The 21,728-nt window shown below is 71.6% G+C and carries 21 protein-coding genes and 1 pseudogene; 17 read left to right on the top strand and 5 right to left on the bottom strand.

What is annotated here, in order from left to right:
• Positions 1-182: 182 nt before the first annotated feature.
• The 3 genes from ASC56_RS02235 (at position 183) to pqqB (ending at position 2,754) form a co-directional block, all read left to right on the top strand.
• On the top strand, positions 183-590 hold the full coding sequence (locus tag ASC56_RS02235; protein ID WP_055489389.1) for an SseB family protein: 408 nt from the start codon (positions 183-185) through the stop codon (positions 588-590).
• A 102-nt stretch (positions 591-692) separates the two neighbouring features.
• Positions 693-1,805: a hypothetical protein gene (locus tag ASC56_RS02230; protein WP_055489388.1), complete on the top strand. Its 1,113-nt coding sequence runs from the start codon at positions 693-695 to the stop codon at positions 1,803-1,805.
• Between the two features lie 64 nt (positions 1,806-1,869).
• A complete protein-coding gene (pqqB, locus tag ASC56_RS02225) occupies positions 1,870-2,754 on the top strand; it encodes a pyrroloquinoline quinone biosynthesis protein PqqB (RefSeq protein WP_055489387.1) in 885 nt (294 codons plus the stop codon).
• Positions 2,755-2,758: 4 nt separating this feature from the next.
• On the opposite strand, the gene ASC56_RS02220 is transcribed toward pqqB, so the two are convergent.
• Positions 2,759-3,163, bottom strand: a complete 405-nt coding sequence (locus tag ASC56_RS02220) for a MarR family winged helix-turn-helix transcriptional regulator (protein WP_055489386.1) — start codon at positions 3,161-3,163, stop codon at positions 2,759-2,761.
• A gap of 61 nt (positions 3,164-3,224) precedes the next feature.
• Positions 3,225-3,569 (bottom strand): VOC family protein, encoded by a 345-nt coding sequence (locus tag ASC56_RS02215; RefSeq protein WP_055489385.1) that lies wholly within the window; start codon positions 3,567-3,569, stop codon positions 3,225-3,227.
• Between the two features lie 378 nt (positions 3,570-3,947).
• On the opposite strand from ASC56_RS02215, the gene ASC56_RS02210 reads away from it, so the two are divergent.
• From ASC56_RS02210 to ASC56_RS41545, 13 genes and pseudogenes are all read left to right on the top strand, one after another.
• Positions 3,948-4,235 carry an ArsR family transcriptional regulator gene (locus tag ASC56_RS02210; protein ID WP_055489384.1) on the top strand — a complete coding sequence of 96 codons (288 nt, stop codon included), beginning with the start codon at positions 3,948-3,950 and terminating at the stop codon, positions 4,233-4,235.
• A 66-nt stretch (positions 4,236-4,301) separates the two neighbouring features.
• A complete protein-coding gene (locus ASC56_RS02205) occupies positions 4,302-5,270 on the top strand; it encodes an SMP-30/gluconolactonase/LRE family protein (RefSeq protein WP_055489383.1) in 969 nt (322 codons plus the stop codon).
• A 177-nt stretch (positions 5,271-5,447) separates the two neighbouring features.
• Positions 5,448-5,924, top strand: a complete 477-nt coding sequence (gene crcB / locus ASC56_RS02200; RefSeq protein WP_055489382.1) for a fluoride efflux transporter CrcB — start codon at positions 5,448-5,450, stop codon at positions 5,922-5,924.
• A gap of 35 nt (positions 5,925-5,959) precedes the next feature.
• The gene (locus tag ASC56_RS02195; RefSeq protein ID WP_055489645.1) at positions 5,960-6,328 is read left to right on the top strand and encodes a DUF190 domain-containing protein; all 369 of its coding nucleotides are present in this window, start codon (positions 5,960-5,962) and stop codon (positions 6,326-6,328) included.
• Positions 6,329-6,337: 9 nt separating this feature from the next.
• A complete protein-coding gene (gene crcB, locus ASC56_RS02190) occupies positions 6,338-6,715 on the top strand; it encodes a fluoride efflux transporter CrcB (RefSeq protein ID WP_055489381.1) in 378 nt (125 codons plus the stop codon).
• Between the two features lie 84 nt (positions 6,716-6,799).
• Entirely contained in the window at positions 6,800-7,633 is an 834-nt protein-coding gene (locus tag ASC56_RS02185; protein WP_055489380.1) for an undecaprenyl-diphosphate phosphatase, read from the top strand.
• Between the two features lie 201 nt (positions 7,634-7,834).
• Positions 7,835-8,512, top strand: coding sequence for a FadR/GntR family transcriptional regulator (locus tag ASC56_RS02180; protein ID WP_055489379.1), 678 nt, complete (start codon positions 7,835-7,837; stop codon positions 8,510-8,512).
• On the top strand, positions 8,509-9,966 hold the full coding sequence (locus tag ASC56_RS02175; RefSeq protein WP_055489378.1) for an amino acid permease: 1,458 nt from the start codon (positions 8,509-8,511) through the stop codon (positions 9,964-9,966). Before ASC56_RS02180 ends, ASC56_RS02175 begins: the two co-directional genes overlap by 4 nt.
• 11 nt (positions 9,967-9,977) lie before the next feature.
• Entirely contained in the window at positions 9,978-10,991 is a 1,014-nt protein-coding gene (locus ASC56_RS02170; RefSeq protein WP_079102269.1) for an asparaginase, read from the top strand.
• Positions 10,992-11,028: 37 nt separating this feature from the next.
• Positions 11,029-12,441, top strand: coding sequence for an aspartate ammonia-lyase (gene aspA / locus ASC56_RS02165; protein WP_055489376.1), 1,413 nt, complete (start codon positions 11,029-11,031; stop codon positions 12,439-12,441).
• Between the two features lie 144 nt (positions 12,442-12,585).
• Positions 12,586-13,518 (top strand): glutaminase, encoded by a 933-nt coding sequence (locus tag ASC56_RS02160; RefSeq protein ID WP_055489375.1) that lies wholly within the window; start codon positions 12,586-12,588, stop codon positions 13,516-13,518.
• A 208-nt stretch (positions 13,519-13,726) separates the two neighbouring features.
• Positions 13,727-15,115 carry a polyprenol phosphomannose-dependent alpha 1,6 mannosyltransferase MptB gene (gene mptB, locus ASC56_RS02155; RefSeq protein WP_055489374.1) on the top strand — a complete coding sequence of 463 codons (1,389 nt, stop codon included), beginning with the start codon at positions 13,727-13,729 and terminating at the stop codon, positions 15,113-15,115.
• Positions 15,116-15,252: 137 nt separating this feature from the next.
• Positions 15,253-15,948, top strand: a pseudogene (locus ASC56_RS41545) (glycosyltransferase family 87 protein); the annotation flags it as partial.
• Between the two features lie 272 nt (positions 15,949-16,220).
• Here the strand turns inward: ASC56_RS41545 and ASC56_RS37475 are convergent.
• The gene (locus tag ASC56_RS37475; protein ID WP_107309153.1) at positions 16,221-17,387 is read right to left on the bottom strand and encodes a D-alanyl-D-alanine carboxypeptidase family protein; all 1,167 of its coding nucleotides are present in this window, start codon (positions 17,385-17,387) and stop codon (positions 16,221-16,223) included.
• A gap of 105 nt (positions 17,388-17,492) precedes the next feature.
• Positions 17,493-18,632, bottom strand: coding sequence for a transcription termination factor Rho (gene rho, locus ASC56_RS02145; protein WP_055489372.1), 1,140 nt, complete (start codon positions 18,630-18,632; stop codon positions 17,493-17,495).
• 372 nt (positions 18,633-19,004) lie between these two features.
• On the opposite strand from rho, the gene ASC56_RS02140 reads away from it, so the two are divergent.
• Entirely contained in the window at positions 19,005-20,249 is a 1,245-nt protein-coding gene (locus ASC56_RS02140) for a cytochrome P450 (RefSeq protein ID WP_055489371.1), read from the top strand.
• Positions 20,250-20,409: 160 nt separating this feature from the next.
• Here ASC56_RS02140 and ASC56_RS02135 read toward each other — a convergent pair whose 3' ends face one another.
• Entirely contained in the window at positions 20,410-21,552 is a 1,143-nt protein-coding gene (locus tag ASC56_RS02135) for a chitinase (protein ID WP_107309152.1), read from the bottom strand.
• Between the last annotated feature and the right edge of the window lie 176 nt (positions 21,553-21,728).

Raw genomic sequence — 21,728 nt, 5'->3', positions numbered from 1 at the left:
CCCTTGTGAAGACGCCCAGCTCGGTGTCGGGGAACCAGGGCTGCAGCCCACCCGACGTGCCGCCGAGGCCGTCGAAGACCGGCCGCGGTGATGTGCATGGCCCGGTCCCGTATGGGTACGTGACGGGAGCCCGTCCGGAGCCGACGGTTCCGGGCCGTGCCGTCACTACCTGGGGATCTGCCATGGACACACCCGAGAACATCAACCGCCCGACCGCAGCTCAGGCGGCGCTCGACACTCTCGCGGTGGACGCCGCGGACTCGGAGGCGCTGGACACGCTGGCTTCCTGCGACGTGCTCGTCCCCGTGCCGGACGACGCCTCGGAGGAGGACGCCATCAACCCCAACGCCGTGGCCCTACCCGTGCTGGAGCAGCCGGACGGCGAGCAGACGGTGCCCGTGTTCACCACCGAGACGGAAATGGCCGACCTGCTGCCGTTCGTCTCGCGTTACCGGCTGGTACCGCTGGGCGCGCTGGCATCGCAGTGGCCCACCGACGACCTCACCCTCACCATCGACGCGGCCTCGCCGCACGGGCTGACGCTGAACTCCGACGGCATTCGCACACTGCTCGTGCGGCCGCACGGCTGACGAGACCCATGTGGTGGAGCGGGTGGCCTCAGCGGCGTCCCCCCGAGGTCGCACGGCCTGGGCCGCGCTGAGGCGGGCCCGTACCCGGTTCACAATGGCCGCATGAGATGGATCTCCGGCGTGGTCGGCACCGTCCTCCTGGTGGCCGTCATCGCCAGTGTCCTGCGCACCCTGGTGGTACCCCGCGGCCTCTACTCGGCGCTCGTGTACCGGCTGTGGTGGATCCTGCGCCGTCTGTTGAGGCTGGCTGCCCCGGGCGGGGACTACCAGGCCATCGACCGCGCCCAGACCTGGCTCGGCCCGCTGATCCTGATGGGCATGCTCGCCACCTGGCTGGGCGGTGCCTTCGCTGCCTTCGGCCTGCTGCTGCACGCCCTGTCCACCCTCACCTGGAGCGACTCGTTCCGCGAGGCCGGATCCAGCATGTTCACGCTCGGCTTCGCCAGCGGCACGCGGCCGCACCTGTCCGCGCTCGACTTCCTGGCGGCGGCCACCGGACCCGTCGTCATCGCCCTGCAGATCGCCTATCTGCCCACCCTGTACGCCTCCTACAACCGTCGTGAGGTGGAGGTGACCCTGCTGCAGTCCCGGGCCGGTGAACCCTCCTGGGGGCCGGAGATCCTGGCCCGCCAGTGGCTCGTCGGGACCGAGACCGCGTTGTCCGTGCTCTACCGCGCCTGGGAGCGGCTGGCCTCGGACATCGGAGAGAGCCACTCCACCTACCCGGTGCTGATCGCGTTCCGCTCGCCGCGCCCTTACCGGCACTGGCTCGTCGGGTTGATCGCCGTTCTGGACGCGGCGGCCATGCAGCTCTCGCTCGCGCCGCGCAGTGCCCCGCCGGAGGCCCGGCTGGTGATCCGGGCCGGCTTCACCGCTTTGCGGGACATCGCCCGCTCGCTGCGCCTCCCGTTCGACGTCGACCCGGAGCCGGACGCGCCGATCCAGCTCACCTTCGAGGAGTTCGCGGCGGCCGTGGAGATGGTGGAGGCGGCGGGCTTCCCGGCCGAGCGGACGGCACGGGAGGCCTGGCCGCACTTCCACGGCTGGCGGGTCAACTACGAGGCGATCGCGTTCGAGCTGTGCCGCCGCTCCGATGCCGTACCCGCGCTGTGGACCGGTCCGCGCGACTTCGCCTACTCCCCGTTCTCGCCGGAGCGCCCGGTGGACCGGCGGCCCGCCGAGGATCGGCCGGAATCGCCCCCCACGGTGGGGTAGACCGGCGGGGCCCGGCGGGAAGATCCCACGGGAGGGTCCGGCTCGGGCACGGAGGGGGTTGGTCGTGAGGGTCGTCCTGCTGGGTACCGCCGCCGGCGGCGGCTTCCCGCAGTGGAACTGCGCTTGCGCGCTGTGCACCGCCGCCCGCGACGGGAGACTTCCCTCGCGCACTCAGGAGTGCGTCGCGGTGACCGGTAACTCCCGCGACTGGTGGTTGCTCAACGCCTCACCCGACATCCGTACGCAGCTGGTGGCCACCGCCCCGCTCCGGCCGGGACCGGGCCCCCGGGACACCCCCCTCAGGGGCGTCCTCCTGACGGACGCGGAGGCGGACCACGTCAGCGGCCTCGCGGTGCTGCGCGGCGGCGCGGGCCTCAAGGTGTACGCCGCCCCGCCGGTCCTGGCCGCGCTGGCCCCGGTGCGTGCGACGCTCGACCGCTATGCCGTGTGGCAGTGGTCGGACGCCCTGACCGAGGGGGGTTTCGTCCTGTCCGGCGGCCTGGTCGTCACGGCGCACCCGGTGGGCGCCAAGGCCCCCAGGTACCTGGCGGCTGCCGCCGCGGACGACCGCTGGGTGATCGCGTACCGGGTCGAGGACCTGGCCACCGGGAGAGTCCTCGTGTACGCGCCGTGCGTGGGCGCCTGGTCGCCGGTCCTGGACGAGCTGCTGGCGACGGCGGACTGCGCACTGCTGGACGGCACGTTCTACGCCGCCGACGAGATGGGCACGGCGGTACGGGGTGAGTCCGGGCAGGCGGCCATGGGGCACCTGCCCGTCGCGGGCCCCAGGGGCAGCCTGATGGCCCTGGCCCGCCACCCCGGACCGCGCCGGATCTACACCCACCTCAACAACACGAACCCGCTGCTCGACCCGGCCTCGGCCGCCCGCCACCGGGTGACCGAGGCGGGGGCCGAAGTCCTCGCGGACGGGACCGAGTTCGTCGTCTGATCCCTCACTCCGGGGGCGCCGGGGCGTCCAGCATCCGGGACAGGGCGTCGCGTTGCAGCGGCAGCACCTCGGCATGCAGCTCACGGCCCTTGTCGGTGAGGGCGATCCACACCCCGCGCCGGTCCTCCTCGCACACGGAACGCCGCACCAGGCCGTCCTTCTCCAGCCGCCCGATCAGCCGGGACAGGGCGCTCTGGCTGAGGTGGACGCGCCCGGCGATGTTCTGCACCCGGCACTGGTCGCCGTGCGCGGCCGTCTCGGCGGCGAGGATGTCGAGTACCTCGAAGTCACTGGCCCCGAGTCCGTACGGGTGCAGCGCACGGTCGATCTCGCACACGGTGCGCGCGTGCACCGCCAGGATGTCCCGCCACTGTTCCTCAAGCCGCGCACCGGCCGCGTCCACTCCCATACACCGCATGTTAATGCGCGTGCATCAACATCGGACCCCCGCGGGCCGGGCCTGCTGTGGCTCACGCGTCCTGGACGAGTCCCACGAGGTTGCCGTCCGCGTCCTTCACCGAGGCGATCAGCCTGCCGCCGCCCACGTCCTGGACGTCCTGCAGCAGATCCGCGCCCGCCTCCAGCAGGGCCCCCAGCCGCGCCCGGATGTCGGAGACGTGCCAGTACGGCACCGGCCCGGTCATGCCCTTGGCGTGCCCGTTCGGGTCCAGGCCCACGTCCTGGCCGGCCGCCTTGAAGCCGACGTAGTACGGCTGGTCGGCGTACGGCTCGACCTCAAGCAGCGCGGTGAACAGGGCCTTCGCCCGGTCGAGGTCCTTGACGGGGTAGACGATCGTCTTGAGGCCGGCGGTCATGGCTTGCTCCTTGGTGACGTGTGGGCCGACGGGTTCCGTCGGATTCCGTCCGACGTTCTCCGTCGGTGTCCTCACGCTAGGCCCGGGGAGCGGGGTACGGCTTCTTCGATCCTGACCGGTTGCCGTCCCGGTCCTCGGACCCTACGTCGACGCGCGCCTCACCAGTTCCGTGGGAGGCCCGAACCAGGCCCTGTTCGGCGACGACGACAAGGCGTTGCCCGCCATGAACTGGTTCAACCGCTGAACCCCGAGGGGAAGGCCCGGCCGGGCCCGGCCCTTGACGGCATCCTTCGGCCCGGCACTTCGGCCCGTTCGGACCTCGGCCCGGCTCCACCTGTCCCGCCAGAGTGGGTCTGGAGGGCGGTACGGAGGGACGACATGCTGAAGAGACCGGTGAGCGACAGGCGGATGACGATCCTCGTGTGGCTGAAGGACCCTGTCGCGCACTTCCCGCCGCAGCGGCACGGGGACCTCGTCGAGGACGGGGTCACGGCGGCGGCCGTGGCGGAGAAGCTGGCCGTGCCACGGTCCGTCGCCGGCACAGACCTTCGCCTCCTCGTCGCTCTCGGCCTCCTGCGCACCAGGAGGATCGGGCGACGCACGTATTACCGCCGTGACGAGCTCCGCATCGCCGAGGTTGCGCACCTGTTCGAGAGAGGCTGGTAGACGGCGGGCCGCACGGGTACACACCTGTGAGGACGAGCCGCCTCCGACTGCGAAGGGCAGGCGTACATGGACCGTCGCACGCCACTCGTCCCGCGCCGCTACGTCGCCATCGGCGGCCGGGGCCCGGAGGACGTGGTCGCCGACGCGCGTGGCCGGGTGCTGACCGGCGTCGAGGACGGCCGCATCCTGCGCCTCGACGGACTCGCCGACCCGGCCCGTACGCGCGTCGAGGTACTCGCCGAGACGGGCGGCCGGCCCCTCGGCCTCGAACTCCTCCCGGACGGCGGCCTGCTGGTGTGCGACGCGCGCCGCGGACTGCTGCGGATCGCCCTCGACGACGGCACCGTACGCATCCTCACCGACTCGGTGGCGGGGGAGCCCCTGCGGTTCTGCAGCAATGTCGTCGCCCTGTCCGACGGCACGGTCTACTTCACCGTCTCCAGCCGCCGCCACCCCCTGGAACAGTGGATCGGCGACGTGGTCGAGCACACCGGCACCGGACGGCTGCTGCGGCTCGCCCCGGGAGCCGACAGCCCCGATGTGCTCCTGGAGGGGCTGCAGTTCGCCAACGGACTCGTCCCGGGCAAGGAGGAGTCCTTCCTGATCGTGGCCGAGACCGGCGCCCGTCGCCTCACCCGCTACTGGCTGGCCGGACCGCGGGCGGGCCTGAGCGAGCCCTTCGTCGAGGACTTGCCGGGCATGCCGGACAACCTCTGGCGCGCCGCCGGGGCCGACGGACCCATCTGGGTGGCCCTCGCCGCCCCCCGGGTTCCCGCTCTTGATCTGCTGCACCGCGCCGCCCCGGCCGTGCGCCGCGCCGCCGCACGCCTCGCGGTGCGCGCGCCCTACCGCCCCGCGGCCATGGCCGGCGCCCTCGCGGTCGACGACGACGGCCGCATCCGCCGGCACGTCCGGCGCCGGGGTTCGGACTTCCGGATGGTCACCAGCGTCTGCGCCGCCGACGGGCAGCTGGTCCTGGGAAGCCTGTGGGAGCGGGGCGTCGCCGTCTGCGAGCTGCCCGCGGACCCCGGCTGACCAGGGTGCGCGGCCGCCGCGCCCAGGGTTACGCTGTTCCCCGGTCGTGATCATGCCCCGCGGCGCGCTGGTGGGGCCCGCCGTAACCGAACCGCGGCAGCGCCCCCGCCCGCGGTCCCTACTCGCGATCGAGCGTGCCCGTTCGACATGGCCCCGGCGAGTAGGAGAAGTACGTCCATGTCAGTGCCGCACCCCAAGAGCGCCGACGCGACCGGTGCCACCGCCTCCGAGCCCGCGCGGCGGCCGTCGGCCTGGCAGGGGCAGGGACCGGTCGTGGCGGTTGTGGCCGTCGGCGGTGCCCTCGGCGCCACGGCCCGTTACGGGGCCTCGTCGCTGTGGCCCCAGCGGGCCGGTGGATTCCCGTGGACCACTTTCGGGGTCAACCTCGTCGGCTGCGCCGTGATCGGCGTCTTCATGGTCCTGATCACCGATGTGTGGGCTTCCCACCGGCTGGTGCGGCCCTTCTTCGGCACCGGTGTGCTCGGCGGCTTCACCACCTTCTCGACGTACGCCGTCGAGATCCGGCAACTGGTCGACGCGGGCCACCCGCACACCGCGCTCGCCTACCTGTTCGCGACCCTGTTCGGGGCCCTCGCGGCGGTCTGGCTCGCGATGACGGCGGCCCGGCGGCTCCTGACGTGGAGGCAACGATGAACGAGAGCCCGAAGCGTGGCCCCGCGGAGACGGCGATGACACGACTGACCGGCAGGGGCCTGCGGCTGACCGTCTACCTCGGCGAGCACGACATCTGGCACCACAGGCCCCTCTACAGCGAGATCGTGCACCGCGCGCACACCGCGGGCCTCGCGGGGGCCAGCGTCTTCCGTGGCATCGAGGGTTTCGGTGCCTCCTCGATCGTCCATACCTCGCGGCTGCTGTCGCTGAGCGAGGACCTACCGGTGGCCGTGGTCGTGGTCGACACCGAGGAGCGCGTCCGCGCCTTCCTGCCGCAGCTCGACGACCTCCTCACCGAGGGACTCGTGACGCTCGACGACTGCGAGGTCATCAGGTACGCCGGACGGAACGCCGCGCCACAGACGACGGACGGGGAAAGGTGAGAAGTCGTTGTGAATTGGCTGCTGGTGATCATCGGCGCCATGGTCGGCGCGCCCCTGCGCTACCTCACCGACCGTGCCGTACAGCTGCGGCACGACACGGTCTTCCCCTGGGGCACCTTCGTCGTCAACGTCGCGGGCTGTCTGGTCCTCGGACTGCTGACGGGTACGGTATCGGCCGGACATGCCTCCCCCCACCTGCAGCTCCTGATCGGCACCGGCCTGTGCGGGGCGCTGACCACCTACTCCACGTTCTCGTACGAGACGCTGCGGCTGATGGAGACCGGGGCGGGGCTCTACGCTGCCGCCAACGTCGTCGCGAGCCTGGTGGCGGGCCTCGGTGCGGCTTTCGCGGGGGTGTCGCTCGCCCCGTCCCTGTGGTCCTGGTAGGCGGACGTCACCAGCGCATAGTAGAAATCTCGTGCACAACCACCGTCTACAGCACTGTCGACCAACTCCTCAGAACTGGATCCCATGAGCGTCATCAACGTCGGTCAGGCCGTCGTCCTCGGAGTCGTCGAGGGCGTGACCGAATTCCTCCCCGTGTCCTCGACCGGCCATCTCAAGATCACTGAGGGTCTGATGGGGATCCCCGTCGACGACAAGTCCGTCGTCGGCTTCTCGGCCGTCATCCAGGTCGGCGCGATCGCGGCCGTGCTCCTGTACTTCTTCAAGGACATCGTGCGGATCGTCTCCGCCTGGTTCCGGGGCCTGACGAACCGGGAGGAGCGGCTGCACCACGACTACAAGTTCGCCTGGTGGGTGATCTACGCGACCATTCCGATCGTCGTCGTGGGCCTGGCCGCCAAGCCGCTCATCGACGGCGCGCTCGGCTCGCTCTGGGTGGTCGCGGCCTCGCTGATCGTGGGGTCCGGTGTGATGTGGGCGGCGGACCAGATGGGCCGGCACAAGCGCGGCGAGGACGACACCTCGTTCAAGGACGCGATGCTGGTCGGCTGCTCGCAGATCCTCGCCCTGCTCTTCCCGGGCTTCTCCCGCTCCGGCGCCACGATGTCCACCGCGCTCATCCTCGACCTCGACCGTGTCGCCGCCACCCGTCTGTCCTTCTTCCTCGGCATCCCGGCCCTCACCGGCGCCGGCATCTACGAGCTGAAGGACGCCCTGGGCGCCGGCGTGGGCGCGGCCCCGCTGGCCGCCGGCACCATCGTGTCGTTCGTGGTCGCGTACGCATCGATCGCCTGGCTGCTGAAGTACGTCGCCAAGCACTCCTTCAACGCCTTCGTGATCTACCGGATCGTCGTGGGCGTGGCTCTCCTCGGCCTGCTCACGACCGGCGTGCTCAGCTGATTCCCGGCTGCCCGCGAGGGCCGTGGCCAGCCGATCAGCGCTGATCACGCATGGGGCGTGAAGCCGATATTCCGGCCTCGCGCCCCATGAGAGTTCGCTTACCGCACCCCTTGACAGTCCCGTCCCGTTACCCGGAGGATCACCCCCGTGAACCTGTCAGACAGCCAGACAGGTGGTCCGGGGCCGCGGCGCGTCAGCGCCATGGAAGCGGTGCTCAGCCACCTCCGCAACGCCATCGAGCGCGGCGACTACGCGATCGGCGACAAACTCCCCTCCGAGGCCGAGCTGTGCCGCACCCTGGAGGTCAGCCGACCGGTGCTGCGCGAGGCCCTGCGGGCCCTGCAGACCATGGGGCTGACCGTCTCCAGGACCGGGAAGGGCACCTTCGTCGTCGCCCGCACCGTCGAGGACCCCACCTTCGGCGACTATGCGGCCAGCGACCTGCTGGAGGTGCGCCGCCACATCGAGATCCCCGTCGCCGGGTACGCGGCGACGCGCCGCACTCCGGAGAACCTCGACCACCTGGCCCACCTCCTGGACCGGATGGAACGGGAGACGGACACCACCGCGTGGGTCGCGATGGACACGCTCTTCCACCTCGCCGTGGCCGAAGCCGCGCAGAACCCGGTCTTCCGCCGGGTGATCGAGGAGATCCGGGACGCGCTGGCCCGCCAGTCCGCCTTCCTCAACGAGCTGGGCGGCCGGCGCGAGCAGTCCAACCGCGAGCACCGGGCGATCGTCGAGGCGCTGATCGACGGTTCCGAGCACGACGCGGTGGCGGCCATGGCCCACCACCTCGACCGCGTCGAGACGACCCTCACCGACATCGTGCGTCCCCGGCGCACGGACATCCCCACGGAAGGCGGACCCGAGGCGTGAGTGAGCAGTCCCTCCAGGAAGAGTCCTGCCAGGCGGAAATACGCACCTCGTCCGGTCACGTCGACGCCGGGGACGCGGGCTACAGCAAGTCCCTCAAGTCCCGGCACGTCAACATGATCGCCATCGGTGGCGCCATCGGCACCGGCCTCTTCCTCGGCGCCGGCGGCCGCCTCGCCGATGCCGGCCCCTCCCTCTTCGTCGCCTACGCGGTCTGCGGCGTCTTCGCCTTCCTCGTGGTACGAGCGCTGGGCGAACTCGTGCTCTACCGGCCCTCCTCCGGCGCCTTCGTCTCGTACGCCCGGGAGTTCCTCGGGGAGAAGGGTGCCTACACCGCGGGCTGGATGTACTTCCTCAACTGGGCGACCACCGGCATCGCCGACATCACCGCCGTGGCCACCTACACCCACTACTGGGGCATGTTCTCCGACATCCCGCAGTGGGTGATCGCCCTCATCGCCTTGGCCGTGGTCCTCACCGTGAACCTCATCTCGGTGAAGATCTTCGGCGAACTGGAGTTCTGGTTCGCCATCGTCAAGGTCAGCGCCCTCGTGATCTTCATGGCGATCGCCATCTTCCTGCTGGTCACCCGGCACACCGTCGACGGCAGCACCCCCGGCCCCGCTCTGATCAGCGACCACGGCGGCGTCTTCCCCAACGGTGTGCTGCCGATGCTCCTGATCATCCAGGGCGTCGTCTTCGCCTACGCCTCCGTCGAACTCGTCGGCGTCGCCGCGGGCGAGACCGAGAACCCCGAGAAGATCATGCCGAAGGCCATCAACTCGATCATGTGGCGCGTCGGCCTCTTCTACGTCGGCTCGGTCGTCCTGCTGTCGATGCTGCTGCCCTGGAACAAGTACTCCGCCGGTGAGAGCCCCTTCGTGACGGTCCTCTCCCGCATCGGCGTCCCGGCGGCCGGCGGCGTGATGAACCTCGTCGTCCTGACCGCGGCCATGTCCTCGCTCAACTCCGGCCTGTACTCCACCGGCCGCATTCTGCGCTCCATGGCGATGTCCGGCTCGGCTCCCAGGTTCACCCGGGTGATGAGCCGCAGCCAGGTCCCGTACGGCGGGATCCTGCTCACCAGCGGCATCTGCGTCCTCGGTGTCGCCCTCAACTTCGTGGTCCCCGCGGACGCGTTCGAGATCGTGCTCAACTTCGCGGCGATCGGCATCCTGTCCACCTGGGGCATGATCATGATCTGCCACCTGCTCTTCTGGCGGAAGACGCAGAGGGGCGAGCTGTCCCGCCCGAGCTACCGCCTGCCCGGCTCCCCGTGGACCGAGATCGTCACGCTCGGCTTCCTCGTCTCCGTGCTCGTCCTGATGTACGCCGACGGCGGCGCCGGCCGCACCACCGTGCTGTGCCTGCCGCTGATCGTGGCCGCCCTGGTGGCCGGCTGGTACGGCGTACGCGGCCGGGTCGCCCGTAGTGAGTCCCCCAAGGTGAATGTGTGAACCACGCAGTGTTGTACGGAAGTTCGTCGGCTGAGGCTCCTGTGATCCGGGAGCCCCTCCACACCCCGGTCGCCCATCTCATCCGCGGTGGCGTCGTCGAAGGAATCCACTACGGCTCGGTCGTCGTCCTCGGCGCCGACGGAGCCGTCCAGCTCCAACTCGGCGACATCGAGGCCGCCTTCTACCCGCGTTCGGCGCTCAAGCCGGTGCAGGCGGTGGCGATGGTGCGGGCCGGACTGCCGCTCGACGGGGAGCTGCTGTCGCTGACCGCGGCCAGCCACTCCGGCGAGGAGCGGCATCTGGTCGGCACCCGGCGCATCCTGGAGCTGGCCCAGGTCACCGAGGACGACCTGCGCAACGTCCCGGACCTGCCGTACGACCCGGTCGTCCGCGACGCCTGGGTGCGCGAGGGCCGACTGCCCTCCCGCCTCGCGCAGAACTGCTCCGGCAAGCACGCGGCCATGCTCTACACCTGCAAGCTCAACGACTGGCCGCTGGAGGACTACCTCGACCCCGGGCACCCCCTCCAGCAGGCCATCGCCGAGATCGTCGAGGACCTCACCGGGCAGCGCGTCGCCCGCGTCACCGTCGACGGCTGCGGAGCGCCCCTGTTCTCCATCTCGCTGCACGGGCTCGCGCGTGCCGTGGCCCGGATCGCCGCCGCGCCGGCCGGCACACCGGAGGCACGGGTGGCCGGCGCGATGCGCGAACACACCGAGATGGCCTCCGGCTCCGGGCGCGACGTCGCCGCGCTGATGCGCGCCGTGCCCGGGCTGCTCGCCAAGGACGGCTTCGAGGGCGTCCAGGTCGCCGCGCTCCCGGACGGCCGGGCCGTCGCAGTGAAGATCTCCGACGGGGCGAACCGGGCGCGGATCCCGGTCGCCGCCGCGGCCCTCGCCCGAGCCGGGGTCGACCCGGCCGCGCTCGCCGAGTTCGCGGGCGAGCCACTGCTCGGCGGCGGAGAGCCGGTCGGCAGCGTCCGGCCGGTCCGCGCGCTCGACCCCCACACCCACACGTACGCCTGATCGACTCACACACCTCAGGAAGAGGGCCCGCACAGCCATGACCGCCGCAGCCCACCGCAGCGAACACGACCTGCTCGGCCACCGCGACGTACCCGCCGAGGCGTACTGGGGCATCCACTCCCTGCGCGCCAAGGAGAACTTCCCCATCACGGGGACCCCGATCTCCGCGTACCCGCACCTGATCGACGCCCTCGCCGCCGTCAAGCAGGCCGCCGCCCTCGCCAACGAGGAACTCGGCCTGCTGGAGCCGGGGAAGGCCGCCGCCATCGTGGAGGCCTGCCGCGAGATCCGCGACGGCAAGCTGCACGACCAGTTCGTCGTCGACGTCATCCAGGGCGGCGCGGGCACCTCGACCAACATGAACGCCAACGAGGTCGTCGCCAACCGCGCGCTGGAGCTGCTGGGCCACGCCAAGGGTGAGTACCGGCACCTGCACCCGAACGAGGACGTCAACCTCGGCCAGTCCACCAACGACGTCTATCCGACCGCCGTCAAGATCGCCACGGTGTTCGCCGTGCGCGGCCTGCTCAAGGCGATGGCCGTGCTCCAGGACGCCTTCGCCCGCAAGGCCGTCGAGTTCCGCGACGTCCTGAAGATGGGCCGCACCCAGCTCCAGGACGCGGTGCCGATGACGCTCGGGCAGGAGTTCTCGGCGTACGCGGTCATGCTCGACGAGGACCGCAGCCGGCTCGCGGAGGCGGTCGAGCTGATCCAGGAGATCAACCTCGGCGCCACGGCGATCGGCACCGGTCTCAACGCTCCCGCGGGATACGCCGAGTCGGCCCGCCGCCACCTCGCCGAGATCACCGGGCTGCCGCTGGTGACCGCCGCCAACCTGGTCGAAGCCACCCAGGACTGCGGTGCGTTCGTCCAGATGTCCGGTGTCCTCAAGCGGATCGCCGTCAAGCTCTCCAAGAGCTGCAACGACCTCAGGCTGCTGTCCTCCGGGCCACGCGCGGGCCTGAACGAGATCAACCTGCCGCCGGTGCAGGCCGGTTCGAGCATCATGCCCGGCAAGGTCAACCCGGTGATCCCCGAGGTCGTGAACCAGGTGGCCTTCGAGGTGATAGGCAACGACGTCACCATCACCATGGCCGCCGAGGCCGGCCAGCTCCAGCTGAACGCCTTCGAGCCGATCATCCTGCACTCCCTGTCCGAGAGCATCACGCACCTGGAACGGGCCTGCCTCACCCTCGCCGAGCGGTGCGTCGCCGGGATCACGGCCAACGAGGCGGAGCTGCGGGCCGCCGTGGAGAACTCCATCGGCCTGGTCACCGCGCTCAACCCGTACATCGGGTACGAGGCGGCCACCGGCATCGCCAAGGAGGCCCTCGCCACCGGGCGCGGTGTCGCCGAACTCGTCCTGGAGAAGGGCCTGCTGCCCGCCGAGCGGCTGGAGGCGCTGCTGCGTCCCGAGGTGCTCGCGGGCAGCGGCTCACCGAAGGTCTGATCCGGACCCCGAGCAGGAACGGGTTCCTCGTGGCGGTGGCCGGCGGCTGCCGCCCGGCCTCCGGGGAGCGAGGGCGGAGTCGTAGGATCCATCGCATGATCATGAGGTACCTCAGGTGAGCGGTCTGTCCCGTGGGGCGGCACGATGGTGACCATGGCCCCGTCGCTGAGCTTCCAGCCCGTAATCGAACGCATCGCCGAAGAGCTGGAGCAGCGGCCCGGGCGCGGGCGGGCCGCCGACTACATCCCGGCCCTCGCCGCCCTCGACCCGCGCCGCTTCGGCATGGCGGTCGCCGAGCTGGACGGCACCGTGTACGGCGTGGGGGAGTGGCGTCAGCCGTTCTCCACGCAGTCCATCACCAAGGTCTTCACCCTCGCCCTCGACCTGGCCCGTGAGGGCGACGAACTGTGGGAGCACGTGGGCCGTGAGCCGTCCGGCAACCCGTTCAACTCACTGGTCCAGCTGGAGTACGAGAACGGCATCCCGCGCAACCCCTTCATCAACGCGGGCGCTCTCGTCGTCACCGACCGGCTGCACACCCGTACCGGCGACGCGGCCGGCACCCTGCTCGACTTCCTGCGGACCGAGAGCGGCAACCCCGGTCTCTCCTTCGACCAGGAGGTCGCCGCCTCCGAGGCCGCGCACGGCGACCGCAACGCCGCGCTCGGCCACTTCATGGCGTCCTACGGCAACATCGGCAATCCGGTGCCGGTCCTCCTGGATCAGTACTTCCGTCAGTGCTCCGTCGAGGCCTCCTGCGCGGACCTCGCCCTGGCCACCGGCGTCCTGGCCCGCCACGGCGTCCGAGCCGACGGCAGCAGGCTGCTGACCCGCAGCCAGGCCAAGCAGGTGAACGCGGTCATGCTGACCTGCGGCACCTACGACGCGGCCGGCGACTTCGCCTACCGAGTCGGTCTGCCCGGCAAGAGCGGCGTCGGCGGCGGCATCATCGCGGTCGTGCCCGGCCGTTGCACGCTGTGCGTCTGGAGCCCCGGCCTCGACGAGCGCGGCAACTCGGTGGCGGGAGTCGCGGCCCTGGACCGCTTCACCACGCTGACGGGGCTGTCCGTGTTCTGACGAAGTGTCCGTGCCCGTCACGGCTGCCCGGGTGCTGAGGGGGTGGTCTGTGCCGTGCCGGGGCCGTCCGCGTTCCGGGGCGCTGACCGGGACTTCCGCGCCCGGTGACGGCCATCGCTCACACGGCGGTCACTCGCAGGCCGCCCGCGCGAGGGAAAGGCGTCGCTTTCCGGCCACCCGGCGTTGACACGCTTCCCGAGTGTTGGCCATGGTTTTCCCCGTCGATCTCCGCCGCTGCCAGGCGCTCGGTCTGGCCGGTACCGCCTTCCTCGCGCTGGGCGGTGAGACCGCCGGGGCCCTGCCGGTCGCGGATCTGGTCTCCCCCGAGTCCGGGCGCGCCGCCCTCGGACTGGTGGGGGTGTACTTCGGTGTCGTCCTGCTGATCGTCGCGTGGGCGCTGCTCGGCAGGGTGATACGCGGCCCCGAGCCGCCGACCCCGCGCGCCCTGCTGCTCGTCCTGGCCGTCTGGGCGGCACCGCTGCTGCTCGGGCCGCCGCTGTTCAGCCGGGACGTGTACAGCTACCTCGCGCAGGGCGCCATGGTCGACGCGCACATAGACGTCTACGCCCACGGGCCCGTGGCGCTCGGCGGGCCGCTGGCGGACGAGGTCGCGCCGGTGTGGCGGGACACCGCGGCCCCCTACGGGCCGGTCTTCCTCGTCGTGGCCTCCGCCCTCTCCGGGCTGACCCGTGGTGAACTGCCGGCCGGGCTGCTCGGCATGAGGCTGGTCGCGCTCGTCGGCGTGGCGCTGATGGCGGCGGCACTGCCCCGGCTCGCCCGGCAGTGCGGCGCCGATCCGGTCGCCGCGCTGTGGCTCGGCGCCCTGAACCCGCTGGTGCTGCTGCACCTGGTGGCCGGCGCCCACAACGACGCCATCATGCTGGGGCTGCTCGGCGTCGGCCTGCTCGTCGCCCGGGGCCGTCTTCACGTCCTCGGCGTCGTGCTCGTCACGCTCGCCGCGCTGGTCAAGGCCCCGGCCGCGCTGGGACTGCTCGCGGTGATCGCGCTGCGCAGACATGTCGGCGTCGTACGGGCGGTGACGACGACGGCGGCGGTCGCGCTCCTCACCACGGTCGTGGCCACCGCCGTCGCGGGTACCGGATACGGGTGGGTCGCGGCCCTGAAGACGCCCGTCTCCCCGCACAACTGGTCGCCCACCAGCGTGCTCGGCCGGATCACCGGCCATGTGCTCGAAGGGCTCGGGAGCGACCTGGCGCCCCTGGCGATCCCGGTCTGGCACGTCGCCGGGCTTCTCGCCACGACGGCCGCGGTGGTCGTCATATGGCTGAGGCTGCGGCCCGCACCCGTCTACGCGCTCGGCCTGAGCCTCGCCGTCGTGGCCGTCCTCGGCCCGGCGATCCGGCCCTGGTACGCCCTGTGGGGCCTGTTCCTCATCGCCGCCGCCGCACCCAGCACCTCCGTACGCCATCGGGTGGCCGCCGCCACCGCCATCCTCGCGCTCGCCGTGCTGCCGAGCGGCGGCCCGCCGGACCTCGCGCAGGTGGTCCTCGCCGTCTCCGGCGGTGTCCTCGCCGTCATCGTGCTGTGGCAGGCACACCAGGCGGCGCAGGCACCCGTGCTGGGAGAGACCGCGTGAGACCGCCGCGCACCGAGCGCGGTCGGCTCCTCCTCGTCCTGTGTCTCACCGCCGCCGTGGCCGTCTTCACCGCCACGGTGCCGCTGCTGCGGGGCTGGTTCGACCTGCGCGTCTACTACGGGACCGTGGACGCCTGGATGCACCACGGCGGCCGCATCTACGACTACCGGGTGCCGGGGACGACGTACGGCTTCACCTATCCGCCGTTCGCCGCCCTGAGCATGGTGCCGATGGCGTTCGTCGGCCTGGGGGTGGCGATCGCCGTCACACTGGTGCTCAACCTCGCGGCCGTGGTCTTCGCGCTGTGGATCCTGGTGGGCCAGGAGCTGCGCCGCTACGGCTGGTTCGGCTGGGCGCTGGCGGGCTGCGCGCTGGCGATGCTGGAACCCGTTCGGGACACTTTCAGCTTCGGGCAGGTCAACCTGTTGCTGCTGGCCCTCGTGCTGAGCGACGCCTGGCTGCTGTCCAGCGGGCGCGAGCGCTGGGCCGGGGTCGGCATCGGACTCGCTGCGGCCGTCAAGCTCACTCCCGCGGTCTTCATCGGGCTGCTGCTGCTCGCCCGCAGATGGCGGGCCGCCGCCGTCGCGACCGCCGTGGCAACGGCCGCCACCGCGCTCGCGGCCTGGGCGGCACCGGACGCCTCCCGCTTCTACTGGACGCACGCCGTCTGGGACACCACGCGTGTGGGCCACCTCGAATACGTCTCCAACCAGTCCCTGCAAGGCGTGCTCGCCCGGCTCGCGGCCCCGGACGATCCGAGCCGCGCCGTCTGGGCGCTGGGGGTCGTCCTGGTCCTCGCGGTATGGGTGTGGCGCACACACCGCGCGCTGCGGGCAGGGGACTGGCGGGCCGCGTTCGCCCTCACCGGGCTCACCGCCTGTCTGGTCAGCCCGATCACCTGGGTGCACCACCTCGTGTGGCTGCTGCCGTCGTTCGCCGTGCTGGTGCACGGTCGCCGGCTGCGGCTCGCGGGTGCGATGTACGTGGTGCTGTGCAGCAGCGTGGTGTGGCTGTGGTTCGACGACGCCTCCGGCGTCGACGGCTTCCTCGGTAGCAACGCCTATGTGTGGATCACCCTCAGCCTGCTGCTTCGGCTGCCGGTCGGTCAGCCGCGCGTCGACCGGCCGCCCTTCAGCCGTAGAGCCAGTACCAGCGCGCCGGCGCCCACACCGACCGCGCCCGCCAGCGCCCCCGGATCCGGCCAGCCGGCTCCGTCGCCGTCCTCCTGAGCGGGCTTCGTCCTGGGCACTGTGGTGGGACCCGACCCTGCCACGGGCGGCCGGTCGGGCAGCAGTGAGCCGACCGGCGTGACCCGCTCGGCGGCGGAGAACCCCCAGTCGAGCAGTGAGCGGGCCTCCTCGTAGACCGCGAAACCGCCGCCCTCCTGAGGGTTCATCACCGTCACCACCAGCGTGCGCGCGCCATGGCGGGCGGCGGCCACGAGCGTGTTGCCCGCGCCGCTGGTGTAGCCGTTCTTGATGCCGATCAGCCCGGGGTAGGCCGCGACGCCGTCGGCACCGGTCAGCAGCCGGTTGGTGTTCGCGATCTCGTACGATCCGCCGTCACCGGGGAACGTCGACTCGGCGGTGGCGCAGTAGCGCGCGAAGTCCGGGTCGTGCAGCCCGGCCCGCCCGAACACCGCCAGGTCGTACGCGGACGACACCTGCCCCGGGGCGTCGTACCCGTCGGGCGTGACCACATGGGTGTCGAGGGCACCCAGTGCGCGGGCCTTGGCCTGCATCTTGCGGACAGTGGTGTCCACGCCTCCGTTGAGTGCGGCCAGCACGTGCACGGCGTCGTTGCCGGAGTTCAGGAAGACCCCCCTCCACAGGTCGGCGACCCGGTAGGTGTGTCCTTCGCGCACCCCGACGAGACTGCTGCCGGGGCCGATGCCCGCGAGTTCCTGTTCGGTGACGGTGTGCTGGGTGTCGCGCGGCAGCGTCGGCAGGACGGTGAGCGCGAACAGCGTCTTCAGCGTGCTCGCGGGCGGCAGCGGGCGGTGCGCGTCGTGCGCGGCGAGCACCTTTCCGCTGTCGGCGTCCGCCACCACCCATGACAGCGCCGACACGTTCGGGACCTCGGGAGCCCCCGCTCGGGGCCGCACCTGGGTGTCGCTCTCGTACAGGAGCGGCTGCTGCGAGGCCGCGGGCCCCGGGGCGGCGGAGCCGGTGCCCGTGCCGGCGACGGCGAAGTGGGCGAGGAAGGCGAGCGCACCGACCGTGCTGAGCGCACAGCAGAAGATGATGGCGCGGGGCGAAAATCCGATGGTCATATCAGCCACCGTAAGAACGCTGAGCGCGGACGCCCGGATACCTTGAGCCGAGTGGGGGATGGGGCACCCGGATGCCGCACGCCGGGGCCCGGACGCCCCGGCGGCTCAGCCGGCCGGCAGCGTGGGCTGGACCTGGCGCAGGAAGGCCGCGTTGTCCGGTGTGGCCCGCATCCGTTCCAGCAGGGTCTCCAGGTGCGCCTGGCCGTCGCGCGCCCGCAGGACGCGTCGCAGTCCTCGTACGGCGGCCAGCTCGCCCCCGGGCATGAGGAGTTCCTCGCGGCGGGTACCGGACGGGGTGATGTCCACGGCCGGGAAGACGCGGCGCGAGGCGAGGGCGCGGTCGAGGCGGAGCTCCATGTTGCCGGTGCTCTTGAGCTCCTCGAAGAAGAATTCGTCGGCGCGGGAACCGGTCTCGACCAGGGCGGTGGCCAGGATGGTGAGCGAGCCACCCTCCTCGGCCAGCCGCGCGGCGCCGAAGAGGCGCTTGGGGCCCTGCAGGGCGGCCGCGTCGACGCCGCCACTGAGGGTGCGGCCACCGGCGGCGGCCGCGTTGTTGTGCGCGCGGCACAGCCGGGTCAGCGAGTCGAGCAGGATGACGACGTCCTGCCCCTGCTCGACGAGCCGCTTGGCGCGCTCGACGACCAGTTCGGCGAGCGCGATGTGCTGCCTCGGGGTCCGGTCGAACGTCGAGGCATACACCTCGCCGCGTACCGAGCGGCGCATGTCGGTGACCTCCTCGGGCCGCTCGTCGAGCAGCATCACCATCAGATGGCATTCGGGGTGGTTGCCGGCGACGGCCGCCGCGATCTGCTGGAGCAGTACGGTCTTGCCGGTCTTGGGAGGCGCGACGATCAGCCCGCGCTGCCCCTTGCCGACGGGTGAGACGAGGTCCATCAGGCGCCCGGACAGGCCCGCCGCCGGGTGTTCGAGCCGGATCCGCTCGCGCGGGTGCAGCGGCGTGAGATCGCGGAAGTGCGGACGGCCGCGCAGTTCCTCGGGGGCCCGGCCGTTGATGCGCTCGATGTCGGTGAGGGAGTGCCCGCCACGGGTGCCGACGAGCGTGTCGCCCTTGCGCAGGCCGTGGCGGCGGATGAGGGCGGGGGAGACCTGGAGGTCGGCGGGCGAGGCCAGGCAGCTCCCGGCGCGCAGGTGTCCCTTGCCGTTCTGATCGACGTCGAGGACACCGGTGACGGTCTGGGGCGGGGCATCCTGCCGGACGGCAGGTCGTTCGAGTGTGGTGGTCATATGAGGTCCTTTCGCGGACGGAAGCCAGAGAAGCAGACAAGGGGGGGAGGTGCCGGGAGGCGGCATGATCACGCCTCGGTACGGCGGGGAGATCACCTCGGGCACGGCGGAAACGTGCTGTTCACGAGGTGGTGCCGGGAAACCGATGAGCCGCCTGGATACGACGGACGGGTCGGCGAACTGAGGAGGAAATGGCACCGGCGCCCGAAGCGGGGCGTACACAGGTGCTGACCGCACTGTAGCACTCATCATACAGGTACGGCTGCGATCACCTGTTCCAACGCGAGGGTCGCGCCGTCTATTCCCGTCTCCCGATCCTGGGCAGAATCGTCGTGGTACGCGTCCCCCGCCCCCGTGGACGAGGAGTCACCGGTGGACACCTCCGCCGCCGCACCGCACCGTATGGACCCCTCCGGCGGCTGCCCGCACGCCGACAACGCGCGGCTGCTCGCACGCGGCGCCGTCGCGCCGGTGGTGCTGCCAGGGGAGGTGGCGGGGATGGCCGTCCTCGGGCACGAGGCGCTCAGGGAGTTCCTCGCCCATCCCGACGTCGCGAAGAACGCGCGGCACTTCGCGGCCTTGCGGGAAGGGCGGATCGCCGAGGGCTGGCCCCTCATGACCTTCGCGACCGTGCAGGGGATGACCACCGCCGACGGGGATGACCACCGTCGGCTGCGGTCGCTGGTGAGCCGGGCGTTCACCGCCCGGAGAGTGGAACAACTGCGGCCCCGCATCGAGGAGTTGACGGCCTCACTGCTGGACGACCTGGCTCGTGCCGCCGCGGCGGGCGGGGGAGTCGCCGATCTGCGCCGGCACTTCGCGCTGCCCCTGCCGATGGGTGTCATCAGCGAACTGCTCGGTGTCGACGCCCAGTACCGCGACCGGCTCCACCACCTGTCCAACCAAGTGGTGGCGACCGACATCGGCCCGCAGGAGGCCGTCGTCGCCAACCGTGAACTCGTCGCCGTCCTCGGTGAGATCGCCGCCGCTCGGGCCGAGCACCCCGGAGACGACCTCACCAGCGCGCTCATCGCCGCCCGCGACGAGGACGGCGCCCGGCTCAGCCCGCGGGAGCTGATCGGCACCCTGGTACTGATGATCATCGCCGGGCACGAAACCACGCTCAACCTGATCACCAACGCCGTACGGGCGCTGTGCGGCCACCGCGACCAGCTCGAACTCGTCCGGCAGGGGAAGGCGAGCTGGGGCGACGTCGTCGAGGAGACGCTGCGCTGGGACGCCCCGGTCAGCTACTTCCCCTTCCGGTACCCGGTACGGGACCTGACCGTGGACGGGACGGTCATCCCTCAGGGCACGCCCGTGCTCGCCGGGTACTCCGCCGCCGGACGCGATCCGGCCGTCCACGGCCCGGACGTCGACCGGTTCGATGTCACCCGCCCCGCGCGGCCCGGCGCCGTTCGGAGCCTCTCGCTCGGGCATGGCGCCCACTACTGCCTCGGCGCGCCGCTGGCCCGGCTGGAGGCGGGGATCGCGCTGGAGCGGCTGTTCACCCGCTTCCCCGGGCTGGCGCTCGCCGTGCCCGAGGACGAACTCTCGCGCCACTCCAGCTTCGTGGGCAACAGCGTACGGACACTGCCCGTGAGCCTGGGGCGCTGAGCCGCAGCGGCCTCGGTGCCGCGCCCTTCCGAGCCGTGTGCGCGGGTTCGGTCAGGGGCCTCGGCCCGCAGAGGCCGCGGTGCGGACGGCGTCGACGTGGCGTCCCGCAGCGAGGGGCCGGGGTCGCCGACCCCGGCCCCCTGCCATGACAAGCCTTCGTTCAGCAGTACAGGTTGCCGCCGGGGCTGACGCCGAGGATCTGGGTGAAGCGCTGGTAGGCGTCGACGCGGCTCTGCACCTGGGCGGGGTTCCTGCCGTCGCACTCCAGGGAGCCGTTGATGCTGCGGATGGTCTGGCCGAACCCTGCCTGGTTCACCATGGCGTCGTGGGGAGTCATCGTGCCGGGGCCGGACTGGGTGTTCCAGTACCACAGGCCGGTCTTCCAGGCGACGGCAGCGTCGTTCTGCACCAGCCAGGGGTTGTCGAGCAGGTCGATGCCGAGCGAGTCGCCCGCGGCCTTGTAGTTGAAGTTCCAGCTGAGCTGGAGCGGCCCGCGCCCGTAGTAGGCCGCCTGGCCCGCCGGACAGCCGTACGGCCGGCTCCAGTCGCAGTAGTTCGGGTAGTTGGCGGTGTTCTGCTCGACCACGTACACCAGCCCGCCGGTCTCGTGGCTGACGTTGGCGAGGAAGGCCGCGGCCTCCTGCTTCTTCACCGTGTCGCTGCCGGTGTTCGCGAAGGCGGGGTGGGAGTTCAGGGCCTGGACCAGACCGCTGTACGTGTAGAAGCCGTTCCGGTTCGGGAACATCTGGTTGAACTGGGCTTCGCCGACGACGAATCCGGACGGGACGCCGCCACCGCCGGCGGGCGCGTTCCACTTCTGGTTCGCGGCGCCCGTGCAGCTCCAGATCTGCAGACGGGTGCCGTTGGCGCTGTTGTTGTCCCGGACGTCCAGGCACTTGTTCGCGGCCGGGTTGACGATGTCGTGGGCCCCGGTCACCACCCACTGCTGGTTGGCGCCGCCCGAGCAGTCCCACAGCTGGACCGCTGCTCCGTCGGCCGTGCTCCGGTCGACGACGTCCAGGCACTTGCCGAGCGCGCGCAGCGTGCCGTCGCCCGGGTTCGACCAGTTCTGGGCGCTGGTTCCGTTGCAGTCGTAGAGCTGGACCGCGGTGCCGTTGGCGCTGTTGGCTCCCGCCACATCGACGCACTTCCCGGCGAGTCCGGTGATCTGGCCGTCGGCGGCGTGCGCCGGTGCGGAAGCGAAGCCGGTGGCGAGCACGGCGAAGGCGGCGACGACCCCGGCCGTGCGGCCGAGCCCCACACGTCGGGGGGAGAAGGTTCTGGTGTGCTGCGGCGTGGACATCGCGGAGGTAACTCCTTGGTCGGGGCGCGCGGGTGAAAGAGGTGGTGGCGGTGGCACGGGATCCTGCGGCGTCGTCAGCCCAGTACCTGGGTGTCAGGTAACGCGATGGAGCGGGTGGGGGGTTCTGCGGCCACGGGTGGGATCGCAGCCTTTCGGGGCGGCTGTCACGGGAGACG

This window comes from Streptomyces sp. TP-A0356, assembly GCF_001417775.1.
Lineage (GTDB): Bacteria > Actinomycetota > Actinomycetes > Streptomycetales > Streptomycetaceae > Streptomyces.
Note: the sequence above shows the minus strand (reverse complement) of the source record. Positions and strands in the feature narration are given on the sequence as shown.

Bases quoted from the DNA above. Each gene is read 5' to 3' on its own strand.
- ASC56_RS02235 (WP_055489389.1), top strand. From the start codon at position 183: ATGGACACACCCGAGAACATCAACCGCCCGACCGCAGCTCAGGCGGCG.
- ASC56_RS02230 (WP_055489388.1), top strand. From the start codon at position 693: ATGAGATGGATCTCCGGCGTGGTCGGCACCGTCCTCCTGGTGGCCGTC.
- ASC56_RS02220 (WP_055489386.1), bottom strand. From the start codon at position 3,163: ATGGGAGTGGACGCGGCCGGTGCGCGGCTTGAGGAACAGTGGCGGGAC.
- ASC56_RS02215 (WP_055489385.1), bottom strand. From the start codon at position 3,569: ATGACCGCCGGCCTCAAGACGATCGTCTACCCCGTCAAGGACCTCGAC.
- ASC56_RS02210 (WP_055489384.1), top strand. From the start codon at position 3,948: ATGCTGAAGAGACCGGTGAGCGACAGGCGGATGACGATCCTCGTGTGG.
- ASC56_RS02205 (WP_055489383.1), top strand. From the start codon at position 4,302: ATGGACCGTCGCACGCCACTCGTCCCGCGCCGCTACGTCGCCATCGGC.
- crcB (WP_055489382.1), top strand. From the start codon at position 5,448: ATGTCAGTGCCGCACCCCAAGAGCGCCGACGCGACCGGTGCCACCGCC.
- ASC56_RS02195 (WP_055489645.1), top strand. From the start codon at position 5,960: ATGACACGACTGACCGGCAGGGGCCTGCGGCTGACCGTCTACCTCGGC.
- ASC56_RS02185 (WP_055489380.1), top strand. From the start codon at position 6,800: ATGAGCGTCATCAACGTCGGTCAGGCCGTCGTCCTCGGAGTCGTCGAG.
- ASC56_RS02180 (WP_055489379.1), top strand. From the start codon at position 7,835: ATGGAAGCGGTGCTCAGCCACCTCCGCAACGCCATCGAGCGCGGCGAC.
- aspA (WP_055489376.1), top strand. From the start codon at position 11,029: ATGACCGCCGCAGCCCACCGCAGCGAACACGACCTGCTCGGCCACCGC.
- ASC56_RS02160 (WP_055489375.1), top strand. From the start codon at position 12,586: ATGGTGACCATGGCCCCGTCGCTGAGCTTCCAGCCCGTAATCGAACGC.
- mptB (WP_055489374.1), top strand. From the start codon at position 13,727: ATGGTTTTCCCCGTCGATCTCCGCCGCTGCCAGGCGCTCGGTCTGGCC.
- ASC56_RS37475 (WP_107309153.1), bottom strand. From the start codon at position 17,387: ATGACCATCGGATTTTCGCCCCGCGCCATCATCTTCTGCTGTGCGCTC.
- rho (WP_055489372.1), bottom strand. From the start codon at position 18,632: ATGACCACCACACTCGAACGACCTGCCGTCCGGCAGGATGCCCCGCCC.
- ASC56_RS02135 (WP_107309152.1), bottom strand. From the start codon at position 21,552: ATGTCCACGCCGCAGCACACCAGAACCTTCTCCCCCCGACGTGTGGGG.